General features: G+C 58.2%; 26 protein-coding genes. 6 read left to right on the forward strand and 20 right to left on the reverse strand.

What is annotated here, in order from left to right; translation table 11 throughout:
• Positions 1-20: 20 nt before the first annotated feature.
• The 3 genes from ACR0LI_RS17695 to hmgA all read right to left on the reverse strand — a co-directional run bounded on the left by ACR0LI_RS17695 (position 21) and on the right by hmgA (position 3,812).
• Entirely contained in the window at positions 21-971 is a 951-nt protein-coding gene (locus ACR0LI_RS17695; RefSeq protein ID WP_039541551.1) for an MBL fold metallo-hydrolase, read from the reverse strand.
• A 10-nt stretch (positions 972-981) separates the two neighbouring features.
• A complete protein-coding gene (fahA, locus tag ACR0LI_RS17700) occupies positions 982-2,238 on the reverse strand; it encodes a fumarylacetoacetase (RefSeq protein ID WP_480718951.1) in 1,257 nt (418 codons plus the stop codon).
• 218 nt (positions 2,239-2,456) lie between these two features.
• Positions 2,457-3,812 (reverse strand): homogentisate 1,2-dioxygenase, encoded by a 1,356-nt coding sequence (gene hmgA / locus ACR0LI_RS17705; protein WP_171232726.1) that lies wholly within the window; start codon positions 3,810-3,812, stop codon positions 2,457-2,459.
• Between the two features lie 57 nt (positions 3,813-3,869).
• On the opposite strand from hmgA, the gene ACR0LI_RS17710 reads away from it, so the two are divergent.
• Both ACR0LI_RS17710 and ACR0LI_RS17715 read left to right on the forward strand, forming a co-directional pair.
• Positions 3,870-4,322 carry a MarR family winged helix-turn-helix transcriptional regulator gene (locus tag ACR0LI_RS17710; RefSeq protein WP_480718952.1) on the forward strand — a complete coding sequence of 151 codons (453 nt, stop codon included), beginning with the start codon at positions 3,870-3,872 and terminating at the stop codon, positions 4,320-4,322.
• Between the two features lie 60 nt (positions 4,323-4,382).
• Positions 4,383-5,633 (forward strand): adenylate/guanylate cyclase domain-containing protein, encoded by a 1,251-nt coding sequence (locus ACR0LI_RS17715; protein WP_171637654.1) that lies wholly within the window; start codon positions 4,383-4,385, stop codon positions 5,631-5,633.
• An 8-nt stretch (positions 5,634-5,641) separates the two neighbouring features.
• Here the strand turns inward: ACR0LI_RS17715 and ACR0LI_RS17720 are convergent, their stop codons facing one another.
• Positions 5,642-5,872, reverse strand: a complete 231-nt coding sequence (locus ACR0LI_RS17720) for a hypothetical protein (protein ID WP_171637652.1) — start codon at positions 5,870-5,872, stop codon at positions 5,642-5,644.
• A gap of 46 nt (positions 5,873-5,918) precedes the next feature.
• Positions 5,919-7,973 (reverse strand): alkyl/aryl-sulfatase, encoded by a 2,055-nt coding sequence (locus tag ACR0LI_RS17725; protein ID WP_480718953.1) that lies wholly within the window; start codon positions 7,971-7,973, stop codon positions 5,919-5,921.
• A 350-nt stretch (positions 7,974-8,323) separates the two neighbouring features.
• Between ACR0LI_RS17725 and ACR0LI_RS17730 the strand changes: the two genes are divergently transcribed.
• Positions 8,324-9,988, forward strand: coding sequence for a tetratricopeptide repeat protein (locus ACR0LI_RS17730; protein ID WP_480718954.1), 1,665 nt, complete (start codon positions 8,324-8,326; stop codon positions 9,986-9,988).
• Positions 9,989-10,322: 334 nt separating this feature from the next.
• Here the strand turns inward: ACR0LI_RS17730 and ACR0LI_RS17735 are convergent, their stop codons facing one another.
• Positions 10,323-11,132, reverse strand: a complete 810-nt coding sequence (locus ACR0LI_RS17735) for a division plane positioning ATPase MipZ (RefSeq protein ID WP_152457022.1) — start codon at positions 11,130-11,132, stop codon at positions 10,323-10,325.
• Positions 11,133-11,349: 217 nt separating this feature from the next.
• On the opposite strand from ACR0LI_RS17735, the gene ACR0LI_RS17740 reads away from it, so the two are divergent.
• Complete coding sequence (locus tag ACR0LI_RS17740) at positions 11,350-12,237, forward strand: AEC family transporter (RefSeq protein ID WP_171637648.1); 888 nt, start codon at positions 11,350-11,352, stop codon at positions 12,235-12,237.
• Between the two features lie 77 nt (positions 12,238-12,314).
• Complete coding sequence (locus ACR0LI_RS17745) at positions 12,315-13,922, forward strand: MFS transporter (RefSeq protein ID WP_171637646.1); 1,608 nt, start codon at positions 12,315-12,317, stop codon at positions 13,920-13,922.
• On the opposite strand, the gene ACR0LI_RS17750 is transcribed toward ACR0LI_RS17745, so the two are convergent.
• From ACR0LI_RS17750 to rplS, 3 genes are all read right to left on the reverse strand, one after another.
• Entirely contained in the window at positions 13,919-14,146 is a 228-nt protein-coding gene (locus ACR0LI_RS17750; protein ID WP_171637644.1) for a hypothetical protein, read from the reverse strand. The genes ACR0LI_RS17745 and ACR0LI_RS17750 overlap by 4 nt on opposite strands.
• A 175-nt stretch (positions 14,147-14,321) precedes the next feature.
• Positions 14,322-14,543 (reverse strand): 50S ribosomal protein L31, encoded by a 222-nt coding sequence (gene rpmE / locus ACR0LI_RS17755; protein WP_050605278.1) that lies wholly within the window; start codon positions 14,541-14,543, stop codon positions 14,322-14,324.
• A gap of 11 nt (positions 14,544-14,554) precedes the next feature.
• The gene (gene rplS / locus ACR0LI_RS17760; RefSeq protein WP_152457026.1) at positions 14,555-14,938 is read right to left on the reverse strand and encodes a 50S ribosomal protein L19; all 384 of its coding nucleotides are present in this window, start codon (positions 14,936-14,938) and stop codon (positions 14,555-14,557) included.
• A 370-nt stretch (positions 14,939-15,308) separates the two neighbouring features.
• Between rplS and ACR0LI_RS17765 the strand changes: the two genes are divergently transcribed.
• Complete coding sequence (locus ACR0LI_RS17765) at positions 15,309-16,109, forward strand: glycoside hydrolase family 25 protein (protein ID WP_480492334.1); 801 nt, start codon at positions 15,309-15,311, stop codon at positions 16,107-16,109.
• Between the two features lie 88 nt (positions 16,110-16,197).
• Here the strand turns inward: ACR0LI_RS17765 and ACR0LI_RS17770 are convergent, their stop codons facing one another.
• From ACR0LI_RS17770 to ffh, 11 genes are all read right to left on the reverse strand, one after another.
• A complete protein-coding gene (locus tag ACR0LI_RS17770) occupies positions 16,198-16,530 on the reverse strand; it encodes a hypothetical protein (protein ID WP_480718955.1) in 333 nt (110 codons plus the stop codon).
• A 133-nt stretch (positions 16,531-16,663) separates the two neighbouring features.
• Positions 16,664-17,473 (reverse strand): tRNA (guanosine(37)-N1)-methyltransferase TrmD, encoded by an 810-nt coding sequence (gene trmD, locus ACR0LI_RS17775; protein ID WP_171724822.1) that lies wholly within the window; start codon positions 17,471-17,473, stop codon positions 16,664-16,666.
• Complete coding sequence (locus ACR0LI_RS17780) at positions 17,470-18,285, reverse strand: hypothetical protein (RefSeq protein WP_480718956.1); 816 nt, start codon at positions 18,283-18,285, stop codon at positions 17,470-17,472. Before ACR0LI_RS17780 ends, trmD begins: the two co-directional genes overlap by 4 nt.
• Positions 18,285-18,788: a ribosome maturation factor RimM gene (gene rimM, locus ACR0LI_RS17785; RefSeq protein WP_171120329.1), complete on the reverse strand. Its 504-nt coding sequence runs from the start codon at positions 18,786-18,788 to the stop codon at positions 18,285-18,287. The genes ACR0LI_RS17780 and rimM overlap by 1 nt, the downstream gene beginning before the upstream one ends.
• A gap of 148 nt (positions 18,789-18,936) precedes the next feature.
• A complete protein-coding gene (gene bluB / locus ACR0LI_RS17790; protein WP_480718957.1) occupies positions 18,937-19,572 on the reverse strand; it encodes a 5,6-dimethylbenzimidazole synthase in 636 nt (211 codons plus the stop codon).
• Between the two features lie 12 nt (positions 19,573-19,584).
• Complete coding sequence (rpsP, locus tag ACR0LI_RS17795) at positions 19,585-19,974, reverse strand: 30S ribosomal protein S16 (protein ID WP_010437590.1); 390 nt, start codon at positions 19,972-19,974, stop codon at positions 19,585-19,587.
• Positions 19,975-20,070: 96 nt separating this feature from the next.
• Positions 20,071-20,367, reverse strand: coding sequence for a chorismate mutase (locus ACR0LI_RS17800; protein WP_170344783.1), 297 nt, complete (start codon positions 20,365-20,367; stop codon positions 20,071-20,073).
• Positions 20,364-20,903 carry a GNAT family N-acetyltransferase gene (locus ACR0LI_RS17805; protein WP_480718958.1) on the reverse strand — a complete coding sequence of 180 codons (540 nt, stop codon included), beginning with the start codon at positions 20,901-20,903 and terminating at the stop codon, positions 20,364-20,366. The genes ACR0LI_RS17800 and ACR0LI_RS17805 overlap by 4 nt, the downstream gene beginning before the upstream one ends.
• Positions 20,900-21,451: a GNAT family N-acetyltransferase gene (locus ACR0LI_RS17810; RefSeq protein ID WP_171724828.1), complete on the reverse strand. Its 552-nt coding sequence runs from the start codon at positions 21,449-21,451 to the stop codon at positions 20,900-20,902. The genes ACR0LI_RS17805 and ACR0LI_RS17810 overlap by 4 nt, the downstream gene beginning before the upstream one ends.
• A complete protein-coding gene (locus ACR0LI_RS17815; RefSeq protein ID WP_171724829.1) occupies positions 21,448-21,960 on the reverse strand; it encodes a GNAT family N-acetyltransferase in 513 nt (170 codons plus the stop codon). The genes ACR0LI_RS17810 and ACR0LI_RS17815 overlap by 4 nt, the downstream gene beginning before the upstream one ends.
• 41 nt (positions 21,961-22,001) lie before the next feature.
• A complete protein-coding gene (gene ffh / locus ACR0LI_RS17820) occupies positions 22,002-23,498 on the reverse strand; it encodes a signal recognition particle protein (protein ID WP_480718959.1) in 1,497 nt (498 codons plus the stop codon).
• Between the last annotated feature and the right edge of the window lie 105 nt (positions 23,499-23,603).

A 23,603-nucleotide genomic window follows, 5' to 3' on the forward strand; every position in this document is an offset into this window, starting at 1 on the left:
TCAAACTCGACCGTTTTTCGTCAGCCTTGCAGGGCTTCCCACATCTCGAGGTCGCGCTGGGCGGTCCAGATGCGGGGCGTGTCAATGCCGCGCGCCTCGTCATAGGCGCGGGCCACGTTGAACGGCAGGCAGTGCTCGTAGATTGCGTAGTCGGCGAACTTCGGATCGCATTCAGCGCGGACTGCGTCCCAGGCCTCTTTCAGGGACCCGCCGCGCGCGGCAACCTTCGCCGCCGGCCGGTATGTGCTTTCGACAAAATCGCGGGTGTTCTCGATGGCCGCATTCACCATGTCCTTGCCAACCAGCGCGTCACCGCGCCCCGGTGCGATGGCGTCGACGTCGAACCACTTGATCTCGTCCAGCGTGTCGCCCCAATCGCTAAAATGACCGTCGCCGCAATAGCAGGCCGAGTGATATTCGACGATATCGCCGGTGAACATCACGTTCTGATCCGGCACATGGATGACGATATCGCCAGCTGTATGCGCGCGGCCCAGATGCATCAGGTCGATCCGGCGGTTTCCCAGATACACCGTCATCGTATCGCTGAAGGTGGTGGTGGGCCATGTCAGGCCAGGGATGCTTTCATGCCCTTCAAAGAGGCGCGGGAAGCGCTGGAATTCGCTGTCCCAGTCTTCTTGACCCCGCTCGACGACCATGGCGCGGGCCATATCCGACATCAGGATCTGCTGCGCGCCGAATGCGCTTGCGCCCAGAACACGCACTGCGTGGTAGTGGGTCAGGGCCACATGCGTGATCGGTTTGTCGGTGACGGAACGCACGCATTCGATTACCTTATTTGCCAGACGCGGAGTCGCCTGCGCCTCGACAATCATCACGCTGTCGTCGCCGATGATTACACCCGAATTCGGGTCGCCTTCGGCGGTAAAGGCATAAAGCCCTTCTCCGACTTCAGTAAAGCTGATCTTTTTTTCCGACATGTCCCCCTGGGACGCGAATGCCTTGGCCATGGTGGGTTCCTTATCGTGAATATGGGTTTTCAAGAGCGGGCAAAACGGTGCCGACACATTCACCGAAGCCGATCGTGTAGCCGTCGCCACGAGCTGCGCCGGTAAGGGTCAACGTGTCGCCATCGTCGATGAAGCTGCGGGTTTCACCGCTGTCCAATGTCAGAGGTTCCTTGCCGCCCCAGCTAAGCTCCAGCAACGAGCCACGTTCAGGTTTGGTTGGCCCGGAAATGGTCCCCGATCCCAGCAGGTCGCCCGCGTTCATGGGGCATCCTGATGTGGTGTGATGCGCCAATTGCTGCGCAGCGGAATAGTACATCTGGTTGTAATTGGTCCGGGCAATCGTCGTGGCGGGTTGCCCGGCAGGTGCCATGGTGACCGCCAGATCGATGTCATAGAGCATCGGGCCGCAATCCTTGAGGTGATCCAGAAGCTCGAACTCGCGGGGTGGCGTGTCACAGCGGAATGGCTCGAGCGCCGCCTTGGTCACGATCCACGGGCTGATCGAGGTTGCCGTGGCCTTTGCCTGAAACGGGCCCAGCGGCTGATATTCCCATGCCTGGATGTCGCGCGCGGACCAGTCATTCAGAAGCACGTAACCGAAGATATTGTCATCCGCTTCCTGCACGGTGATCGGACCATCCGAGGGCGTTCCGACAATCGCGCCCATCTCAAGCTCGATGTCAAAACGGCGACTGGGCAGGAAGGCGGGCAAGTCCTGATCGGGGGCTTTCAACTGACCCCAGGGGCGGCGAATATCCGTGCCTGATACCACGACCGAAGATGCGCGGCCGTTGTAACCAATGGGAATGTGCAGCCAGTTCGGTGGCAGGGCGTTTTCCGGCCCCCGGAACATGGTGCCCACGTTGAAGGCATGGTTTCGGCCTGCGTAGAAATCGGTGTATTCGCTGACCGCAAAGGGCAGATGCATTTCCGCATCTTCTTGTTTGACAAGCAGCGGTTCGACCTTGGCTTGTTCATCTGAACCCTCGGCCAGCAGGCTGATCAGCCGCTCACGCAGGGCCGCCCAGACGGCTGGGCCTTCCTCCATGAGAGGGTTCCAGAACGGCATGTCGAACAGCGGCTCATCGCTCAGGGTGATCAACCCCTCGGCTTCGGCGGCGGTGACGTCGAGGATCATGTCACCGATGGCCACACCACAGCGGGGATCATCACCTTCGGTCGAGAAGACACCATAAGGCAAATTGTTCAGTGGGAACGGATGTGTCGCGTCATTGGCCGACGCCACCCACGAAGTCATCAAAGGCATATCTTGCCCCTATTTTGTTGTGTTCTAAGAGGTTCGAGAAGATTTTAGCTTTGGAACGGCGATAGCAAAAGCACGAAGCCGCCGCGGTTGTGGCATGTCATATGCACGAGGCGTCACTGCACACCGGTTGCCGAGGCACGTTGGCTCGGCAACCGGTTCAACTCCGGCATGTTCAGCGCGGGCAGGACGACGGCAATGAAACTGAACCGATGGGTGGCTCATTTCTTGCCCGGCGTTCCGTCGAACTTCTTCTCAAGCGATGTCCAGCAGTCGATATAGTCATCCTGCAACGGCGCTTCGGTGGCGGCAAACGAGGTCAGGTGCTGCGGGAAGCGGGTTTCGAACATGAACGACATTGTCTGGTCCAGCTTGTCCGGCCCCAGGTTCGAGTATGACGCCTTGTCGAAGGCCTCCCTGTCGGGGCCGTGTGGGATCATCATGTTGTGTAGGCTTGTGCCGCCGGGAACAAAGCCCTGCGGTTTCGCGTCGTACTGGCCGTAGATGTTGCCCATCAGCTCGGACATGATGTTCTTGTGGTACCACGGCGGGCGGAACGTGTCTTCCATCACCATCCAGCGTTCACGGAACAGGACAAAGTCGATATTGGCCGTACCGGGCTGGCCGGACGGAGCCGTCAGAACAGTAAAGATCGACGGGTCGGGGTGGTCAAACAGGATCGCGCCGACGGGGCAATAGTTGCGCAGGTCGTATTTGTAGGGCGCATAGTTGCCGTGCCATGCCACGACATCCAGCGGGCTGTGGCCGATCTTGGTTGTGTGGAATTGCCCGCACCATTTGATTGTCACGGTAGAAGGGGTTTCACGATCCTCATAAGCGGCCACCGGCGCCTTGAAGTCGCGCGGGTTGGCCATGCAGTTGGCACCGATTGGTCCGCGACCCGGCAGTTCAAACTTCTGACCGTAATTCTCGCAGACAAAGCCGCGCGCAGGGCCTTCCAGTACCTCGACCCGGTACAGCAAACCGCGTGGAATGATAGCGATCTCCTTGGGTTCCAGGTCGATGATTCCCAATTCCGTCGCAAATCGCAGGCGTCCTTCCTGTGGCACAACCAGCAATTCGGAATCAGCCGAAAAGAAATAGTCATCCACCATGGATTCCGTGACCAGATAGATGTGGCTTGCCATGCCGACCTGCGTGTTCACGTCACCTGCGGTCGTCATGGTCCGCATACCCGTCATCCAGTTCAGACCTTCATCGGAATGCGGGATAGGATCCCAGCGGTATTGTCCAAGGCTGATTACATCCGGATCAATGCAGGGGGCCGATTTCCAGTAGGGAAGATCGATTTTTTCATAACGGTGTGAGTGCTTTACCGATGGGCGAATTCGATAGCACCAGGTGCGCTCGGGCGGGTTGGCGGTAAAGGCGGTGCCGCTCAGCTGCTCTCCGTAAAGACCATAGTTGCACCGTTGCGGGCTGTTCATGCCTTGCGGCAGGGCCTCGGGCAGGGCCTCGGTTTCAAAGTCATTTCCAAAGCCAGGCATATAGCCTGCATGAGTTCCGACAGGCGTCGCAGCCTGTGTCAGCGTATGCGGATCAGTCGGACGATTCATTGCGTTTTCCTCCGTTTGCTGCTTGTCGGGTAATAGTTGATTTTGTAACTAACAAGCATGACACACGATGAATCCGAAAAAAATGATGACTTTTATCTGCAAAATTTTCTGCCCTTCCTGCTGAATCAGGCGGCCGAACGGGCTTCGCTAGAGTTTCAGGCAGTTTACAAGGGCCGCTATGGGATGCTCAGAACCGAATGGCGGGTATTGTTCCATCTGGGTTTGTTTGGCGAGATGACCGCCAAAGAAATCGGCGAGCGCGCCAGAATGCACAAAACCAAAATCAGCCGTGCTGTCGCCAAGCTGGAACAGCGTCGATACCTGAAACGCTCACGGGACGAAGCGGATCGGCGGGCGGAATGGTTGACACTAACACCAGCAGGGCAAGCTGTGTATCGTGACCTGCGCGGCGTAGCTGCCAATTACGATGCGAAACTGTCAGGCCTGTTCAAACCGGAAGAGGCCGCGTTATTGCGACAAATGCTGCAAAGGTTGGCTGGTTTGGACTGACCTATGGCAATTGACGCGGCCTGCCCCCAAATGGGGATCATACTTGATACGGACAACAAAATGACATTGCCAGATTCCGCTTCAGTTTTCTCACATTCCCTGATCGAATGGCTGGTCAGCAAGGGGCTGGAGGGCGCCGGGCAAGAAGAGCTGTTGGAAGGGTTTTGTGCCCGATTGGTGGAAATGGGTATTCCGTTGATGCGCTTTCATGCGGCGCAGTCGACTCTGCATCCGGTTTACGGAGGTACCGGTTACAGCTGGTACAACGGCGCGGGCGGTGAATCCGAGAAATTTGAGTTCACGGAAACGCCCAGCGAAGTTTGGCAGCAAAGCCCACTCTATACGCTGCTGAACGGTGATCTGGATGAAATCCGGGTCAAACTGGTCGACCATAATGAACCCAGCCGCTTTCCCTTGTTGAATGATCTGCGTGAAATCGGAGCGACCGATTATTATGCCACCGGCCTGTCATATGAAGGGGCCAGACAACTGCGCCCCGACGGTACGAAAAAGGTCAGCGATGGTGTTCTGATGTCCTGGACCAGCGACGCACCGAACGGATTCGAAGACAGCGATCTGAACCAAATACAAACTGTACTGCCGCATCTGGGGCTGGCGCTCAAATCCGCCAAGAACCAGGAACTGGCCAAGGATTTGATGCGGGTTTATCTGGGGCGGGATGCCGGTCGCCGGGTTCTGTCGGGTGAAATTCGGCGTGGGTCTTTGCAGCAAATCGACGCTGTGATCTGGAATTTCGACCTCGAAGGCTTCACCACGCTGTCCGAAGACCTGCCGGGGCATGAGATCATCGACATGCTGAACGACTATCTGGCCGTCGCCGTGGGTGTGGTGCATGACAAGGGCGGCAACATCCTGAAATTCATGGGTGACGGCCTGATGGCAATGTTCGATGTCGGAGAGATCGACGAAGACGCCCGTGCCGCGCTTGAGGCCGTGCCCTTATTGCAGTCCCGCATGGATGAACTGAACGCAAGGCGCCGCGCGCAGGGTCTGCCGGTGGCCAACTATACGCTGGCCTTGCATTCGGGCGAGATTCTCTATGGCAATATCGGGTCCGAGACCCGGCTGGACTTCACGGTGATCGGCCCGGCTGTCAACCAGGCCGCCCGCATTGCGGGAATGCACCGGTCTTTGGGTCAGAGGATCCTGATCTCGGATGATGTCGCCCGCGCTGCACAGCCCTGCGCGCAGGAGCTTGTCTCGGTCGGTCGCTACATGCTGCGCGGGGTGAATGAACCAAAAGAGCTGTTTACGGTGTACAGCCCCGGCGGGCCATCGGAAACCAATTGAAACTGCGGCTATTCCTTCCAGCGGTGCCGAAGCTGAAAGACGTGATGGAACGCCTTTAACCCGCCGGGATTGATCGGATAATCGCGTATGTTGTGGATTTGAGCCAGTATCTGGTTCGAACCCAGATCCACCGATGCTGCACCGGGGACAAGCGACAGAACCTCACATAATTCTGATATCTGCCGGAAAAGGTGACCCAAGCCGGTTTTGGGTTTTGCCAGCTTTATTCCTGCTGCCATGAATCCATGCCGACTTGGGTCTTGCCAGTTTCAATCCATGTAGAACTCAGCCTCCGTTTGAGTTCGCCAGCGGCGGTTGAGCAAAGTCATTGGCTGGCGCTGTCAGGTCCGCGGCTCCGGTTCCGGGCATCAACTCGAACCCAAGATCAAACTGGTCCAGAGTCGAAGCCAATTGCGACACAACATCGGTGTTGCCCTCGGATTGAGCGGTTTCGTCCGCCAGCATATCGACAAGCTTGCTCTCTCCGGTCATGACTTTCTCCAGATCCGCTCTGTTCAAGGCGATCGACAGGTCTGCGTCGGGTGCCTTTCGATCAACGATGTGGGTCAGCGTGGCGTTGCTCATCTCGACGACGATGTTTTCATCCCGGTCCGGAATCGACAGGTTGATCGTGAATTCCATACCCGCCGCCTTTTCGCTGTTGACGCGGATGGCTATGAAATCAAGCCACATTGAGGTTTCCATCGCCCGGATCGTGTCAGGGCCGGTGGTTTCGATAGTTGCACCTTGCGGGATGCCGTTGCGCAATTCGTAAGCGGCACCAAGGAACGAGTTGCGAACCGAAGGGCTTTCTTTTTGATAGCCGATCTGCTCGAACGCATCAGCCAGCAGGTCCTTGGCTTGCTGATTTTCCGGTTCGGCATAGACCAGTTTGTTCAGGATCTCGGTTGCGTGCAAGTATTGCCCTGCGTCAATCAAGCCCTGCCCCTTGGACAGGATCGGATCGGCACCGCCCATCATCTCGACATACAGTGGTGCGCTGTCCTGGGGCGACAGAGGCGTCAAGGTGGTCGGGTTCGCATCCCAATACCCAAGATACCGGTTGATCACTGCCCGGCTGTTATGTTCGACCGAGCCGTGATAGCTGCGCGCAGCCCATTGCTGCCGAAGACTTTCGGGGACCTCATAGACATTATGGACCTCATTGATGGTCACACCCTTGTTAGCCAGATTCAACACTCCGTTGTTGAGGTTGGCGTAGGTGTCGCGCTGTGCACGCATGACCTCTTGAATGCGATCATTGCCGAAACGCGGCCAGGAATGCGAAGCGAACATCAACTCAGCTTCCTGCCCGAACTCATAAAGCGCGTCATTGATATGCTTCGACCAGCTGAGCGCATCGCGGACCAGCGCGCCGCGCAGGGTATAGATGTTGTGGATCGTGCCGGTGATGTTTTCCGCAGCCCAGAACGCCTTGAGGTCGGGGAAATAGGTGTTCATCTCGGCAGGGGCTTCGGTGCCAGGCGTATTCTGGAAGATCATGCGCACACCGTCGATGGTGATCTCTTCATAATCGTCCGAGACATAGCGGGTCGGCTCGATCAAGCCGGTGGTTCCGGCCGAGATGTTCTTGCCGATCGACTGATCCACATGACCATGCGGATCGCGCGGCAGCAAAACACCGTATTGGAAGAACAGACGGCGGTTCATCACGTTTCCTGCATAGACGTTCTCGGACACTGCATGTTCCATGAACCCTTCGGGTGCGATGACCTCGACCCCATTGGCCACATCTTCATCCGTGATGACACCACGGACACCGCCGTAATGGTCGGCATGTGAGTGCGAATAGACAACCGCCTTGACCGGCAACTCGCCTACCGTGTCATTCAACAGTTTCAACGCCGCCGCCGCCGTTTCCTTCGATGCCAGTGGATCGAAGATGATCCAGCCGGTCTCGCCGCGGATGAACGAGATGTTCGACAGATCGAAGCCGCGCACCTGATAGATCTTGCCTTCCAGAATCTCGTAAAGACCATAGTTCATGTTCAGGATCGCCTGACGTTGCAGCGATGGATGGATCGAGTCGAAATCCTGCCCTTCTTCCAACAGGAAGTCATAGCTGCCGATGTCCCACGCGACAGTGCCGTCTTCGGTCTTGATTTGGCGATAATCCGGAACGGCGATCAGACCTTTGCGGCTTTCTTCAAAATCGCGCTGATCGTCAAATGGTAGAGAGTCGCGCATCTGCTCCTGAAATTCGACCGTGAATTTCGATGGCATCTTGCCCTTGGGGTCAAAGTGATCCTGCGCGACCGCGGCACCAGCCGTCAAAATCGAAAGCGCGGTAGAGAAAAAAAGTGTATGTCGGCGTGCCATGTTCAAACGGTTCCTGTCGAGTTGAATGCAAATAACGAAAGCGACAAGGAAGCAGCAATAAAATCACACCACTAGGGAAAATCAGACCGTCCGCACGGGACGGTAGCTGTTTTGAACACAAATGCCACTTCCTTGAGGCTCCGGCGCCTGCCTGCGTGGCAAACTGCACGTTCCTGCTAACCTGAGAAAAAGATCAGTGAAGTGCGAACATGTTGCCACCCGAGTTCAATCCCATGTATGAACGTTCCCGTAGCTCTCTGAGTGCTTAATTTATAGGAACTTTTTACGGGACCGGGACTCTTCAGTTGGGCTTTTCGGAAAATGACATTCGGGCGCAGTTGCACCGCCTTTTGAAGCATCAAGATTTCACCGCCACACCCCAGCGCCGCGCTTTTCTGTCTTATATCGTGGATGAGTATCTGGCCGGGCGCGCGGACCAAATCAAAGGCGTGTCCATCGCCATGTCCGTTTTCGGCCGGGATGAAACCTTCGATCAGCAAATTGATCCGATTGTCAGGCTTGAAGCGAGGCGACTGCGTCAAGATATAGACGGCTACTATGCTGGACCCGGCCGATCAGATCCCATTCGATTGACCATTCCCAAGGGCGGCTATGCCCCAAGGTTTGAAAGCGTTGCCCCCCCGGCGGAACCAGTACCGGCACAGCCTGCGCCCCCTCATGTTTCCGGCTTCGGCCCCCGGCGATTTTTCAGGGCTGGGTTGGCTGTTTTCGGGACTTTGGTGCTTTGCGCCTTGATCTGGGTTTCTTTTTTTGCGTCGTCCACAAAAACGGCTCAGCTCTCGGTTCAACCGTTGCCGCAGGGTCCTGTGGTTGCGGTACTGCCATTCGACACTCTGGGTGAGGGGCCAAGCTATTTCGCCGATGGCATTACACAGCAACTGACCAGCGAGCTGGTCCGGTTTCGTGATATTTGGGTTCTCCCTTTGGGCAGCGTGCGGAGGTTTTCGCAAGGGGGCACGGATTCACAAGCTTTGCGCGCAGAGTTCGACGCGGATTTCGCGCTGGAAGGCAGTGTCATGGACATGGGCGACACGGTAGAATTGTCTGCCCGTCTCATAGACCTCAAGAGCCAGCGCTACATCTGGGTTCACGAATACAAGGTTGGCAGCTCACCCAGTGACATCTATGCCGCGCAAGACATGGTCATACAGGATGTGATCGGAAAACTTGCGGGTAAATACGGTGTTCTTACGCAAGACGCGATGAAGAAGGCGGCGCGCACCCCGCCCGGAAACCGTGATGCCCTTGACTGCGTGTTGAGTTACTACAGCTATCAGGTCACAATCGATCTTGATCGGCACCACGCAATCAAGGCCTGTATCCTGAGAGCGCTTGAACAAAACCCCGACTATGCCGAAGCGTGGGCAGTACTGTCCAACCTGTATCTTCAACAAGTCCGGTTTAGTCTTGGCGGAGACCGCCAAGATCTTTTTGCCGCCGCGGATGCGGCTGCGCGTCGGGCGGTGGAGATTGATCCAAATTTGGCTGCCGGGCATTTGATGCTGGCCAACATGCGCTTTGTTCTTGGCGATATTCAGGGGTTTCGCCAGGCGGGTCAGGTCGCAATTGATCTGAGCCCGAATGACACGGCTGTTCTGGCGCATTACGGAATGAGATTGGCCTTCAGTGGCGAATGGGACGAAGGGCTGACCTTCGTGGAACGGGCCATCGCCCTGAACCCGGTCCATCCGCACTGGTATCGTTTTCCGCGTGTCATTTATGAGTTCGATCAGGGAAACCACCAGCGGGCCCTGACAATTCTGGATCAAATCGACATGCCGAACTTCTTTTGGACGCATCTGTGGGGGGCTGCCTTGAATGGTGAGTTGGGGAATCAAGAAGCGGCCCAGGCGTCATTGAATGAACTGCGGGCGCTACAGCCAAATTTCGCATCAAAGGCGCGGGACATTTTTTCAATCTGGCAATTCGATGACTCGTTTCAGAGGAAACTGATGAACAGTCTTCGTAAAGCCGGCCTGCAAGCCGAAGCTTGACGACATCTGACCGAAGGAAATCTTCGAAGCCGGGAATTCTGAATGCCGTCGCCCTCGAGCCGTGCCGAGGTGTCGGCGGCGGGCTCGACCGTCACGTCGCCGAAGATCAGCCGCAGCTGACCGCCCGGCTTTCACCGCATCCGGCCACCGACGAAGCCCGCTCTCGGAGATCCCTTCGCCATGCGATCCGGGAAATGCAGTCTGAGCATCCAACGCAAAACGTACTCTCCGTCATGAGATAGACATCGCCTCGCGGGCCGGTCGGGGCGAGCAGTGTGACGCTCAGCCGCCGCGCAGCTCACTTTGTCGGCATGGCGGTCGCCGGGACAGCTGATCAGAAATCAATCTCTACACCCGGCAGGTTCAGCTCTTTCATCATGTCACGCAATTCCTGCCGGGCGGCGATGTTCGAGATGTTCAGCTGTTTGACGCCTATGTCCTTCAGGTCCAACAGGGTCAGGCCGCGCGGGAACAGTTCGCGAAAGATAACCCTCTCGGAAAAGCCCGAGGCGACGCGGAAGCCGATGCGCTGGGACAGCATTTCGATCGCGCGTTGCATCTTTTCCTTGTTGACCATGCGCTGCGTACCGACCCGGTTGCGGACAACGACCCAGTCGATCGGCTTCAGCCCCGCCTGTGCCCGCAGTTGACGAGCGTTCCAGACCATTTCGGAATAGACGGACGGGCCAAGGATTTTTTCGCCCTTCGAGTCGATCCGCGCCAAAAGGTCGAAGTCAATGAAGCTGTCGTTCAACGGGGTGATCAGGGTGTCGGCCAGCGAATGCGCCACCTGACTCAGACGGGTGTGAGACCCCGGGCAGTCGATCAGAATAAAGTCGCTGTCGCTTTCCAGCTGGGATACGGCAGCAGACAGGCGATGGTCATAGATGTTCTCGCCCGGTTTCAACGTTGCGGCATCGATCTCGGGCAGGTCGTGATGGCGCGGGCTGGGAAGGGTCAGGTCCGAGCTCTTGAGGAAGTTGTTGCGGTTCTCGAAGTATCGTCCCAGACTGCGCTGACGCAGATCCAGATCCAACGTGCTGACCTTGTGTCCCAATCGGGCCAGCGCGGTCGCCACATGCATCGACACGGTCGATTTGCCTGCGCCACCCTTTTCGTTCCCGACCACAATGATATGTGCCATGCTTGTATTCCCAAGTCCCGCCGTGCTTCACTACACGTTGTTGTCAGCCACTATATGTTGTGTCGGCGGCGAAGGAAAGAACCTCAAGCGGCGCTTTCGGGCAATATCAGACTCCAATCGGGAAAACCCAACGCCGTGCACGGGTTACACAGGGCGCTTGCCATTGCAATGGCACTGATTCACTGTCGACAAACGGTTTCGGCAAGGAGTTTTTTGCTTGGAGCACCTGTTCCTGAATGTTTTGAACGTGGTTCTGCCTGTCCTGATCTGCGCTGGTATTGGCTATGTTCTTGCCGTGATTCAGGCGCCTTTCGACAACAAGGTCATTGGCGGGATCGTCTCAAAAGTCGGCTATCCGACATTGATCATTTCTCATCTGTCGAGCACCAAACTGGCCGTGGGCACGTTTCTTGACATGATGACCGCCGCTGCCCTTGCGGTGGCCGGTTTCGGGGTGTTGGGGTATGTCGGGCTCAAGGTTCTTCGCTTGCCGGTGAGGGCCTTTCTGACGCCGTTGATGCACGGGAATGTCGGCAACATCGGCCTGCCAATCACTTTGCTGGCGCTGGGCGATGCAGGTATGGCCTATACCATGGCGTTCGTGGTGGTTGTGCTGATCAGCATCTTCACCGTCGGCATGTGGATCCCGGCCGGAGAATTCTCGCCCAGGAAACTGGCGACGTCCCCGATTATATATGCCGTGGGCCTCGCCCTGATCCTGATGGCAACGGGGCAGAGCCTGCCGCAACCGGTCGCAAAGTCCTTTGACATCTTGGGTGGATTGTCCATCCCGCTCATGCTGCTGACCCTGGGGCATACGCTCGCGACGCTGCGTGTGAAAAGCCTGGGTCGCGCGGTTCTGCTAACGGCCCTGCATCTGGCGATGGCGGTTGCAATTGCCAGTGTTCTGATCTGGTTGTTTGGTTTCACGGGAACCGAGCGGGGTGCGCTGATCCTGTGTTGCCTGATGCCTTCTTCCGTGGCGACTTATCTGTTTATCGACCAGCATGTTCCGGAATACGGGCCGGATGTGGCGGGGTTCATTCTTGTCTCGACGCTCGGTACTGTGCTGGTGCTGCCCGTTGCGCTGTCTTACTGGATCTGACGCAACTCTATGCGCAGGGCCAGAAATCGTTAAACTGATGATGATTGTATTTAACATTCTTGGTCAGTGGGTGTTTTATGGCCGATGAGAGCTCGGCAAGTGTATCTCCGCAGTCCCGCGCCCGCGTGGTGCTGGCCATGACGGCCATCTGCATGATGGTCGTGGGGTTCAACACCACCGCTGTGTCCACCATATTGCCCAATCTCAGGGCCGAGTTCGATTTGACCCCGTCAGGTTTGCAATGGGTGATGGCCACGTATTCCGTGACCAGCGCCACACTTGTCTGCATCGTCAGCCGGCTGGGTGACATTACCGGCAAGATGGGCGTGTTCTTTTTTGGCATGATCGTCTTTGCAATCGGGTCTGCCTTTGCCCTGTTGGCGCAGGATGGGGCGATGCTGCTTATCGGGCGCGGCGCGCAAGGCGCGGGCGCGGCTGCTTTGTTCGGCACGTCCCTGTCACTGTTGACGGCGGCCACGCCTGAAGAGCAGCGCGCCAGCGTTACCGGCGTCTGGGGGGCGATTGTCGGTCTGGCGATCGGTGTCGGGCCCATCGTCGGTGGCGCTTTCGGCCACTATGTCAGCTGGCGCGCCGTCTTTGCAGCCGACCTGGTTCTGCTGGCTGTGGCCTTTGCCATCGGGCTGCATGTCAGCAAACGGAAATACGTTCCCGATACCCGCCTTGCCGGGGCAAAGTTCGATTATGCGGGGGCCGTTGCCATTCTGTTTTTCCTCGGGCCATTGTCCTTTGCGCTCAGCAACGGGGAAAGCGGCGGGTGGACTTCGCCTTTGACACTGGTGCCCCTGGTCGTGGCGGCCGTGTCGACAATTGCCCTTGTCATCGTATCCCGCCGCAGCGACGATCCTTTGATCGAGCTTCGGTACTTTCGCCATCCGCGTTATCTGATGGCTGCGGCGGGGATGTTCTTTACTGGCTTCACGCTGTTCTGCTTCTTCGTCTATTTCAATACATTCGTCCAATCGCCCGATGCCTTTGGGTATTCGTCCATCGGTGCGGGGCTGGCGATCATGCCGCTCAGCCTCAGCATGTTTTTGATATCGGCCACCGCACCCCGCTTTCTTGCCCCCTACAGCTTTCAATGGCCGATCGCCATTGGCCTGGGGGCGATGGCCTGCGGGTTCCTGCTGCTGATGGCAACAACGAACACAACGCAGTTTTCCGAAATCTGGTGGAAGCTGCTGATCGTCGGTGTCGGGTTGGGCATCTGCTTTTCGCTGTTGCCACGTCTGGGTCTGCGCCTGCTGCCCGAGCAGCATGTGGGGCAGGGTTCTGGGGTCATAAACGCCTGTCTCTACTTCGGAGCAACCCTTGGTGCCGTGGTGGGCGGTCTGGCTGAAGCGATTACCAGACGCCGAGGTCTGTCCGAGGTGATCGACGCGTTGCCTGCCGGGTCAACCCAGCGCGAGAATCTGGCCCATGCGCTGACACACGGAACGCCGAACCAGATACAGCAATTGATATCGGGGATGGATCCGACTGCGGGAGACACATTGGCGAAGGCCCTGCGGGATGTGCAGGACAACGCCTTTGACAATGCCATGTTAGTTGCCGCGATTGCGGCACTGGTCGGAATGACTCTGGCGCTGATGTTGTTGCGCGGGCCGGTTCCCCCTGTACACAGTGCGGCGGAATTGACCCGCAATCCGCGACAACCAAGCCCCTAACCGCCGAGGTAAACCCCTTTTTGCGGGCGAAAAAAGACCTTCTGATCGTGTAGCTTGCCCAGAAGTTCGTGAATGCGCCTCAACGTGTCTTCCCGGTCGGTCCTGCTGTCCTCTGGTTCATCCGAAGCAACATGTGACAACGAAGCGATCGAGTCGCGCAACGCCGTTTCAATCAGATCCATATCATCGACTGAAAGCTCGATCATGTCATTGTACTGGGGCATGTCCGGGTCTCCGTGGAAGCTGAGTGTTGGTTAACCGGAGTGTAGCATCCCTGGGCCTTTGCCAAAACGCATCTTGTTCGGTTAGTCCGGTTTCGCGTCCATAAGACACATGGAAGCTTCCAACAAAAAAGGCCGCCCCCAAGGGACGGCCTTTCGAAATCGAAACCGGTCAGACTTAGAAGCCCAGACCTTCGTATTTCTTTTTGAACTTCGACACGCGGCCGCCGGCGTCCATCAGGCGCGACGAACCACCAGTCCATGCAGGGTGCACGGAGGGGTCGATTTCCAGAGCCAGCTGGTCGCCTTCGGCGCCCCAGGTGGATTTCATCTGAACCACGGTGCCATCGGTCATTTTGACGTCGATGACGTGATAATCGGGATGGATGTCTTTTTTCATCTTTCCGTTCCTTACGCTTCGGCGCCAGCCTTGGGCTTGTAGTTCGTGACCTCTGCGATACGTGCGGATTTACCGCGGCGGGTGCGCAGATAGTACAGTTTGGCGCGACGAACGCGGCCACGGCGGACAACGGTGATGCTGTCGATGTTGGTCGAATACAGCGGGAACACACGCTCCACGCCTTCGCCGAACGAAATCTTGCGAACGGTGAACGAACCGGCAATGCCATTGCCGTTGTTGCGCGCGATGCAGACGCCTTCGTAGTTCTGCACACGGGTGCGCGACCCTTCGGTCACCTTATAGCCGACACGAATGGTGTCACCGGCCTTGAAGTCGGGGATGTCTTTCCCCAGGGCGGCAATCTGTTCCGCCTCAAGCTGTGCGATAAGATCCATCGCAGGTACTCCTATATGCTCGTGGTTGGCCCACGAAGTTTGGGCACGGCCTGAGAGCTCTTGGTCTTCACCGGGTCCTGCATGCAGCCCGCCAGAGGTCAGATCGAATGTTCCTTTGGTCTGGTTTGATCTGACACATCCCCGCCGAAGAAAGCCGGGCTTTAAGCCGATAATCAAACCAAAACACCGGAGTCGCAGAATGCGGCACCGGATTGCGGTCGTTTAAGGGTATTGAGTGCCGGGATCAAGAACAAATCGTATGGCGAAGCAGTGGGAATCCGCCTTTCGAAAATCCCACCGTTGCCACAGCGGTCAGATCAGGCATTCTGAAGGAAATTGAAAGAGCAGAAATTTCAGACAGGACCCCATGATGCGAATTGCACTTATGCTGACGATTGCAGCCGCTTTGCTTATGTCGTGCGGACGCGGCGGCCCGAAACCGCAGGTCGTGGAGCCCACGCCGGGCGTGGACAGGACGGCACCGTCCGTAATCTATCCTGATTTTGGGGACGCCGATCCGCATGAGTGGGAAGGCCGTCACCCCGGCTTGTATCCGATCCACGGGCTTGACGTCTCGCGCTGGCAGGGACCGATAGACTGGCCCACAGCCAAAGCTTCGGGCGTAAGCTTTGCATTTCTGAAAGCAACCGAAGGCGGCGATGTGGCGGATCCATTGTTCGACGACCACAGGCGCGGTGCTCAGGCAGCGGGCGTGCCGTGGGGGGCTTATCATTACTATTATTTCTGCCGATCGGCCCAGGAACAGGCGCGTTGGTTCATTCAGAACGTCCCGAAAGGGGCAGATCTGCCGCATGTTCTTGACATGGAGTGGACGCCGCATTCCAAGACCTGCACGTTGCGGCCCGATGGCAGAACCGTCCGCGCCGAAGCGCAGCGCTTTCTGGACATTCTCGAACGGCATTATGGCCGGCGTCCCATCGTCTATACGACAGTGGATTTCTTTGCGGATACGGATATCGGGCGTTTGCCCAAAACCGAGTTCTGGTTGCGATCCGTCGCAGGCCATCCGCGTCAGGTCTATCCCCGCACAGTCTGGCGGTTTTGGCAATACACCGGCACCGGGCTGGTGCCGGGGGTTCAGGGCAGGGTGGACATCAACACGTTCAACGGCACCCCAGAAACTTGGGCCAGCTGGAAAGCGCGCCGCTAGTTTTTGGCTGTTCCGTAGGTTTCGATAGTGCCGCCCCGACCAGGTGGTCCAGCCGCCGTTCGCGTTCATCACCAAAGGCGTTGCGCACTCAGAACGATTCACCCGCGGTCAGTTCGCGCCGCTCGAAACCGCGTGCGCGCAGGCAGCGATCAACCTGATCGATTTCGCCCTGATGACGCAGCTCGTCCTGAAATGGCGCGGTGACCGCAGGCCCGATGATAATGCCCCAAAGCAGGATATTGGTTGCATAACCGCCAATTACGGCGCTGTTGCCGCCCTCGTCAGTTTCCTGAGAGCAGGAATCAACGGCAACCTTCGCAGAGTGCAGATTGTGACCGGCTTGCGTCGGAACGGACATCCCAAGCGGTTTGGTGGTACAGGCGGAGACAACCAGTAACGTGCCAAGCAATAGCTTTTTCATAATGCCTTCTATTTCACTTCTTATTACCCAAAAACCAATGGGGCATGGAAGTGAATAAGTTTAGGTGTGTTCAACTTCAAATGGCATTCTGACAAACATCGAAACTGAGGCATCCCGGCCACAACGAGCGGGTCTAGTCCTGGGTTTCCGATGTGGCTTTGACATATTCCGCCCAGATATCAGGACGCCGTTCGCGCGTGATGTCTTCTGCCATTTTATGCCGCCATTCCGCGATCCGGCCATGATGGCCCGACATCAGAACCTCGGGGATCGGGCGCCCTTTCCAATCTGCGGGGCGGGTATACTGGGGGTGTTCCAGCAAACCCGAGGCAAAACTTTCTTCTTCTGTCGAAGCCTGATTTCCAAGCACTCCGGGAATCAGCCGTACCGTGGCATCGATCAGGGCTTGTGCCGCGATTTCGCCGCCGGTCATGACGAAATCACCCAACGATACCTCTTGAACGCCGTAATGTTCCAAAACGCGCTCGTCCACGCCTTCAAAACGACCGCACAGAAGGGTCATGCCGTCACAACGGGCAAGATTCTGCATCATGCGCTGGTCCATGCGACGCCCGCGCGGGCTGAGGTAGATCAGCGGCCAGTTTCCTTGAATGCCTGCCATCGCATGTTCGATCGCGTCACCCAGAACATCGGCCCGCAGAACCATGCCCGCGCCACCCCCGGCCGGGGTGTCATCAACATTGCGATGTTTGCCTATTCCGAACTGTCGCAGATCCACTGTTTCCAGTTGCCAAAGCCCTTCCTGCAAGGCCTTACCTGTCAGGCTTTCGCCCAGAACACCGGGGAAGGCGGACGGGAACAAAGTGATGATCTTGGCTTTCCAGACCCCGTGCAGATCAGGGCTCGGCGTCATCAGCTCGCGTGGTTTCAGGGAAGGACGGATCGCCTTGCGGCCGTGGGATCTGCTGGGTTTCTCTGTCATGTCTGGCGGGCCAGTTCGTTCTGTGCGGATTGAATCAGAGCTTTCTTCTGGGTGATCATGGCGGCGTCGTCCAGCGAGGATCGGTTCAGCGCCAGGATTTCCTTTAGCACATCGTCTGAAAATGTTGGCGTGCCATGTGCAGGCCCGACAAGCTGCGACGAAAGCTCGGGTGGCAGGTTCAAAAATTCGGCCAAGGGCGCACCTGCACCAAGGCGGTGGTTCTGCAACGCTTCCATCCACTCTGTTCTGACCGTAACGGATGGCAGCCGATTCCGGACGGCATCAGCGGTTTTCTGAAGGGATGGCAGATGGGCCAGGTCGGAAGAAAAGGCGTCCAAATCCTGCACCATGCGTGATTTCTGCAAGTCGTGTGCCCACAGGCTCCGCAGCCATTGATCGCGGGCGCGCAAGGATATGTAGATCGTGATGTCGGTTTCATGACCCAGAAACCGACGCCGCACGACGCTGACCAGAGTTTCCGCCAGTTCCGGTGCAGCACCGTATCCTTCTCGCTTGTTTCTGCTGGGGCGCAAGCCTGCGAAATTCTCTTCGCTTAGGATCAACCCCCGGCGTGTGCCGAAATCCAGATCGTCCAGAAACGCGTGCAGGTGGCTTCCAAAACCCGCCAATGTGGAATCCAGCCGGTAAAGCGAGTGACGCGTGGCGCTCTCGCTCAAGCCGCTGTTGCGCGTTTTGTAGGGCAGTACCAACGCGAAGCGTGGCCAGATCAGTTTCCGGTTTTCATGGAGGAAGGACTGTGCTGCGGTCATGCCTGTCTTGTGCAGGCCCAGATGCAGCAGGACTCGACGCATCAGATCAGGCCTTCGGGCGGGTCGGCCACGATACGGCCTTGTTCCAGATCCACCGTGGGTACAACTTGCATCGTGAAAGGCAGCAAAACCGTGGTTTTCAGGCCCGGCCCGTGCAATTCCAACAAGTCCGCGGCGCCGTGGTTCTGCACCGATTTGACCTTGCCCAGCAAGGTGCCTCCGGTGTCATAGACATCCAGCCCGATCAGATCGTTGTGGTAGAATTCATCATCGGGCAGCGACGGCAGCTGATCGCGCCTTGCATAAAGGCGCAACCCATTCAGGGCATCCGCCTGTTCCTTGGTTTCAACGCCACCAAGGCGGGCCGCGAATCCGTTCTTGATGGCGCGCGTCAATACCACCGGATAACGCTCTTTGCCCGCTTCATCGGTCAGCGGCGAATAGGTCTCGATATCTTCGGGAACGGCGCAAAAGCTTTTCAGCCTCACCTCGCCTCGCACACCGTAAGCCCCCGCAATGCTGCCGACGCAGATCAGATCACTCATTGGCTGCCCCAGTCGTCAAACATATCCCGTTTCTCCATTCGCCAAGCCCGTTGCAGGCTTCACGCTGGTTGTTGCGCTCGAAGAACACGCCCACAATAAAGGCGATCAACAGCAGAATGGGAAGTCGTATCAATCCGAACATGAGGCCCTACCTTGTTTCGATCGTCAGGCCCTGCGCCCGGGTTTCCCAGCCGACCTGTTCCAGTTCAGGTGTATCCAACATCTGTTCCGGCCGGCCGACACAGAAATAGCCGATCAGGCGCCAGGTTTCAGGAGCATTCAGATCGCGCTTCATCTGGTCGGGATCCAGAATGGAAACCCAGCCCAGCCCCAGCCCTTCGACCCGAAGTGCAAGCCAGAACAAAGTGATCGCCGACACGACAGAGTAGCGCCGCATCTCGGGCATCGTGCCGGCGCCAAGTCCCAGCCCTTTTTCGGTGCTGTCGTCGCAGAAGACGGCCAGTTGCACAGGCGCTTCCTGCATCCCGGAAAGCTTCAGACTGCTGTATAGCTGCGCCTTGTCCCCCGAGTAGCCCGCCAAAGCGTGGTCATTGGCGGTGCGAAAATTCTTCAGCGCTGCGGCCTTTGCCGCTTCGCTTTCGACGCGGATCACGCGCCAGGGTTCGCTGAGCCCCACTGAAGGGGCCAGTCGAAATGCGTCGAGGCAGCGCGCCAGCACTGCCTCGTCAATCGTATCGGTGCGGAACCGGCGCACATCCCGCCGGAGCCGCAACAACAGGTCGAACTGCGTGCGAAAATCGTCTGTAAAGGAGTGATCCCGCACGCGTGCGCCTGCTTATTCTTCTGCTGCGGCTTCTTCCGCCGGAGCAGCAGCGGCTTCGGCTGCTTCAGCGGCCTTGGCGGCTTTCTCTTCGGCGCGCTCCTGGGCTTTCTTGCCCGGAGTTCCCTTGTTGGGGTTGTTGCGCTCGGCCTTGTCACGGGCACCGGCCGCTTCCAGCATGCGTGCGATACGGTCGGTGGGCTGTGCGCCCTGATCCAGCCAGTACTGGATGCGCTCCATGTTCATTTTCACGCGCTCTTCACTGTCTTTCGGCAGCAGCGGGTTGTAGGTGCCCAGTTTCTCGATGAAACGGCCATCGCGCGGCATACGGCTGTCAGCCGCAACGATGCGATAGAAAGGACGTTTTTTCGAGCCGCCGCGGGCGAGACGAATTTTCATTGCCATGGTGGTATCTCCTTTGAATGGCATCACGCCAGAGGCGTGTCTTTGTTTTAGTCGGCGTGGGTGCCGGTTAGTTCTGGTGTTTGTTGAACCGGAGGTTCACTCTTGATGCTTCCGGTGGTGTCGGATGACTTCCTGAATGATGAAATTCAGGAAAGCCTTGGCGAAATCGGGGTCCAGATCGGCCTCATTCGCCAGGTCTTCTAACCGTGCGATCTGCGCAGCTTCGCGCGAGGGATCGGACGGGGGAAGGTCGTGTTCGGCCTTGAGCTTGCCAACGGCCTGCGTGTGCTTGAACCGCTCGCCAAGCGTGTAGACGAGGATCGCATCCAGCCTGTCGATGCTTTCGCGATGCTCTTTCAACAGCGTGGCAGCCTGTGTCACGGGGTTGGTCATTGGCCGGTCCTTTCGGTGGTCAAGTCAATCTGCGGATGGCGCCAGATCTGAGCGTGCTTGCCCAGAAGTTCGGCATTCTCAAGCTCCAGCGTTGCACCAAGCCGTTCAGCCAAAGCGCGCGAACGATCATTTGCATGGGCGATGTAAGAGATCACACCATTCAGGCCCTGATGCCGGGCGGCATGATCACGCGCAGCCGATGCAGCTTCAAAGGCCAGCCCCTTGCCTTCGGCTTCTTCCATCAGGGTCCAACCCAGTTCCGGTTCGGCCCAGCCCGGTACGTAGATCATTCCGGCCCAGCCGACGAATGTGCCGCCGGCCTTTTCGGTCAGGTGCCACAGGCCATAACCCCGCAACGCCCAATGACCCAGCCGGTTCGACAGAGAGCTCCAGCATTCGAACGAATCCTTCGGGCCGCCCACCATATGGCTGCGCTCGGTCGCGAAGAATGCGGTCATTGCGGGCAGGTCATCCAGATGCGGCGCGCGCAGGATCAGGCGTTCGGTTTCAATGGTGGGAATGGTGAAAGAGGTCATGCGTATGCCTCCATTCCGCCATTCACCAGATCCGAGGGCGCCGGGTGCCGCCAGATTTCGGATTTTCCGTACTTGGGGTGGTCATAGTGATACTCGAACTGCGCGCCCAGACGCTTGGCCACGGCCTTGCTGGCGTGATTGTCCAGGTCGATCAGTGAGATCGCGGTTTCCCAGCCCAATACATCATAGGCGTAGGCGCGTGCGGTCAGCGCGGCCTCGGTCGCATAGCCCTTGCCGGTGGCGTGGTTCAACAGGGTCCAGCCAACTTCGGGTTCCGGCCAGCCTTCGGGAAACCAAAGCCCGATCCGCCCGACATAGGTGCCGGTGTCTTTTTCATCGACGCTCCAATACCCATAGCCGCGCAAAGCCCAGTGCCCCAGCAGCGAGGCGACCACCCGCCAAACCTCATCCTTCCGCAGAGGGCCGCCGACGAACTTGGCCGCATCGCTTGCAAAGAAGGCAGTGTCCGCATCGACATCGGCCTCGGACGGCGCGCGCAGGATCAGGCGTTCGGTTTCCAGCGTCGGGATCGGCAACGCGAATGTCATGCCTGCACCTCGCGGTAGCGCCAGACATGCTGGGTTGGCCCAAAGGCGCTTTCTGCATCGGCATCACGCGCTGCGCCCAGTCGTTGGGCAAGCGCGTTCGAACGGGCGTTGGATTGCGAAACATAGCTTACGAACTGCCCCGATCCCAGCAGGTCAAATCCGAAATCACGCACGGCGGCGCAAGCTTCGGTGGCATAGCCCTGCATCCGGTGTTCAGCGCCGAACATATAGCCAAGTTCCGGTTCGTGATCGTCCCATTCCAAACCCAGAACGACGAAGCCAATGGCCTGATCATTTCCTTTGAGCGTGACCGTGAACAGGCCGTGACCATGCAGAAGCCAGCCCGCGGTATAATAGGAAAACTCGGTCCACGCGGCTTGCGCGGTGTCACCAAAGCTGCCTTTGCAGATCGACGTCCACACCGGCAGGTCGTCCAGTGTGGGCACGCGCAGTACCAGCCGCCGGGTCTGAATGACCGGCAGGGCTGCGCGATATTGCGCTGCTGCCATCGCCGCCTTTCCGGACGGGGGCTGGGTACAGCGTGCGGGGGTCACTTTTTCTTTCCGAACCCGCTCAGGCCCGGAGGCAGACCCATGCCGCCGCCCAGACCGGGCATTTTGCCACCCATGGCCTTGGCCGCCTGTTCCAGCGCCTTGGGGTCCATGCCTGCGGCCATCTCCTCGGGGCTGGGGCCGCCTTTGCCGAACATGCCTTTCATGGCCTGTTTCAGCATCTTGCCTTTGCCCATCTTGCCCATCTTCTTCATCATGTCCGACATCTGCCGGTGCATCTTGAGCAGCTTGTTGAGGTCGCTGACCTCCATCCCGGACCCCGCCGCGATGCGTTTCTTGCGGCTGGCCTGAAGGATCTGCGGGTTGGCGCGTTCGCGCTTGGTCATCGACTGGATCATGGCGATTTGCTGGCGCAGAATCCTGTCGTCCAGACCGGCCTGATCCATCTGCTTGGCCATCTTGCCCATGCCCGGCATCATGCCCATCATGCCCTGCATGCCGCCCATCTGGATCATCTGTTCCAGCTGCATTTTCAGGTCGTTCATGTTGAACTGACCCTTGACCATGCGCTTCATCATGCGCTCGGTCTGTTCCATCTCCATCGTTTCCTGGGCCTTTTCGACCAGGGCAACGATGTCACCCATGCCCAGAATCCGACCGGCGATCCGGTCCGGCTCGAAGGTTTCGAGCGCGTCCATCTTCTCGCCCAGACCGACAAAGCGGATCGGCTTGCCGGTGACTGAGCGCATCGACAGCGCCGCACCACCGCGCCCGTCGCCGTCCATCCGCGTCAGAACCACGCCCGAGATGCCGACCTTGGCGTCGAACTCTTCAGCGACCTCGACGGCGACCTGCCCGGTCAGGCCGTCAACCACCAGCAGCGTCTCGCGCGGGTCAACGGCGTTGCGGACCTGTTCGACCTCATCCATCAGGACTTCGTCGATGTGCAGACGACCCGCTGTGTCGAGCATGTACACGTCGTAGCCACCCAGCGTCGCCTGCTGTTTGGCGCGCTTGGCAATATCGACAGGTTTCTGGCCGGGAACGATCGGCAGGGTGTCCACTCCGATCTGGGTGCCCAGAACCGCCAGCTGATCCATCGCCGCCGGGCGGTAGACGTCCAGCGAGGCCATCAGGACCTTTTTGCCCTCTTTCTCTTTCAGACGTTTCGCCAGCTTGCCGGTGGTCGTCGTTTTACCCGAACCCTGCAAGCCGACCATCAGGATCGGTGCGGGCGGGTTGTCGATCTTCAGCGCGCCGGGGTCTTCCTCGCCACGCAGGGTGTCAACCAAAGCGTCATGCACGATCTTGACGACCTGCTGACCGGGGGTGATCGACTTGGTGACTGCCTGACCGGTGGCCTGGCTTTGAACTTTCTTGACGAATTCCCTTGCAACCGGCAGCGAGACGTCGGCCTCAAGTAGGGCAACGCGGACCTCACGCAGGGCGGTTTTGACGTCTTCCTCGGACAGGGCGCCCTGTTTGGTCAACCGGTCGAAGACGCCAGAGAGGCGTTCGGATAGATTTTCAAACATGCCTGCGGCCTCCTTAGCCGGTTCTGATTTGGCGCCCCTTAGATAAGGGCAGACGGGTCAATGCACAAACGCCCCCACGGGCGAAACTCGCTGGTGGGGGGCGAT

It is taken from the genome of Ruegeria sp. CL7, assembly GCF_056536445.1.

Bases quoted from the DNA above. Each gene is read 5' to 3' on its own strand.
- ACR0LI_RS17780 (WP_480718956.1), bottom strand. From the start codon at position 18,285: ATGCGTCGAGTCCTGCTGCATCTGGGCCTGCACAAGACAGGCATGACC.
- ACR0LI_RS17710 (WP_480718952.1), top strand. From the start codon at position 3,870: ATGACACACGATGAATCCGAAAAAAATGATGACTTTTATCTGCAAAAT.
- trmD (WP_171724822.1), bottom strand. From the start codon at position 17,473: ATGACAGAGAAACCCAGCAGATCCCACGGCCGCAAGGCGATCCGTCCT.
- ACR0LI_RS17810 (WP_171724828.1), bottom strand. From the start codon at position 21,451: ATGACATTCGCGTTGCCGATCCCGACGCTGGAAACCGAACGCCTGATC.
- ACR0LI_RS17815 (WP_171724829.1), bottom strand. From the start codon at position 21,960: ATGGCAGCAGCGCAATATCGCGCAGCCCTGCCGGTCATTCAGACCCGG.
- ACR0LI_RS17735 (WP_152457022.1), bottom strand. From the start codon at position 11,132: ATGGCACATATCATTGTGGTCGGGAACGAAAAGGGTGGCGCAGGCAAA.
- rplS (WP_152457026.1), bottom strand. From the start codon at position 14,938: ATGGATCTTATCGCACAGCTTGAGGCGGAACAGATTGCCGCCCTGGGG.
- fahA (WP_480718951.1), bottom strand. From the start codon at position 2,238: ATGCCTTTGATGACTTCGTGGGTGGCGTCGGCCAATGACGCGACACAT.
- ACR0LI_RS17770 (WP_480718955.1), bottom strand. From the start codon at position 16,530: ATGAAAAAGCTATTGCTTGGCACGTTACTGGTTGTCTCCGCCTGTACC.
- ACR0LI_RS17750 (WP_171637644.1), bottom strand. From the start codon at position 14,146: ATGCCCCAGTACAATGACATGATCGAGCTTTCAGTCGATGATATGGAT.
- ACR0LI_RS17695 (WP_039541551.1), bottom strand. From the start codon at position 971: ATGGCCAAGGCATTCGCGTCCCAGGGGGACATGTCGGAAAAAAAGATC.
- ACR0LI_RS17720 (WP_171637652.1), bottom strand. From the start codon at position 5,872: ATGGCAGCAGGAATAAAGCTGGCAAAACCCAAAACCGGCTTGGGTCAC.
- rpsP (WP_010437590.1), bottom strand. From the start codon at position 19,974: ATGGCAATGAAAATTCGTCTCGCCCGCGGCGGCTCGAAAAAACGTCCT.
- ACR0LI_RS17805 (WP_480718958.1), bottom strand. From the start codon at position 20,903: ATGACCTCTTTCACCATTCCCACCATTGAAACCGAACGCCTGATCCTG.
- rimM (WP_171120329.1), bottom strand. From the start codon at position 18,788: ATGAGTGATCTGATCTGCGTCGGCAGCATTGCGGGGGCTTACGGTGTG.
- hmgA (WP_171232726.1), bottom strand. From the start codon at position 3,812: ATGAATCGTCCGACTGATCCGCATACGCTGACACAGGCTGCGACGCCT.
- ACR0LI_RS17745 (WP_171637646.1), top strand. From the start codon at position 12,315: ATGGCCGATGAGAGCTCGGCAAGTGTATCTCCGCAGTCCCGCGCCCGC.
- rpmE (WP_050605278.1), bottom strand. From the start codon at position 14,543: ATGAAAAAAGACATCCATCCCGATTATCACGTCATCGACGTCAAAATG.
- ACR0LI_RS17725 (WP_480718953.1), bottom strand. From the start codon at position 7,973: ATGGCACGCCGACATACACTTTTTTTCTCTACCGCGCTTTCGATTTTG.
- ACR0LI_RS17715 (WP_171637654.1), top strand. From the start codon at position 4,383: ATGACATTGCCAGATTCCGCTTCAGTTTTCTCACATTCCCTGATCGAA.
- ffh (WP_480718959.1), bottom strand. From the start codon at position 23,498: ATGTTTGAAAATCTATCCGAACGCCTCTCTGGCGTCTTCGACCGGTTG.
- ACR0LI_RS17765 (WP_480492334.1), top strand. From the start codon at position 15,309: ATGCGAATTGCACTTATGCTGACGATTGCAGCCGCTTTGCTTATGTCG.
- ACR0LI_RS17800 (WP_170344783.1), bottom strand. From the start codon at position 20,367: ATGACCAACCCCGTGACACAGGCTGCCACGCTGTTGAAAGAGCATCGC.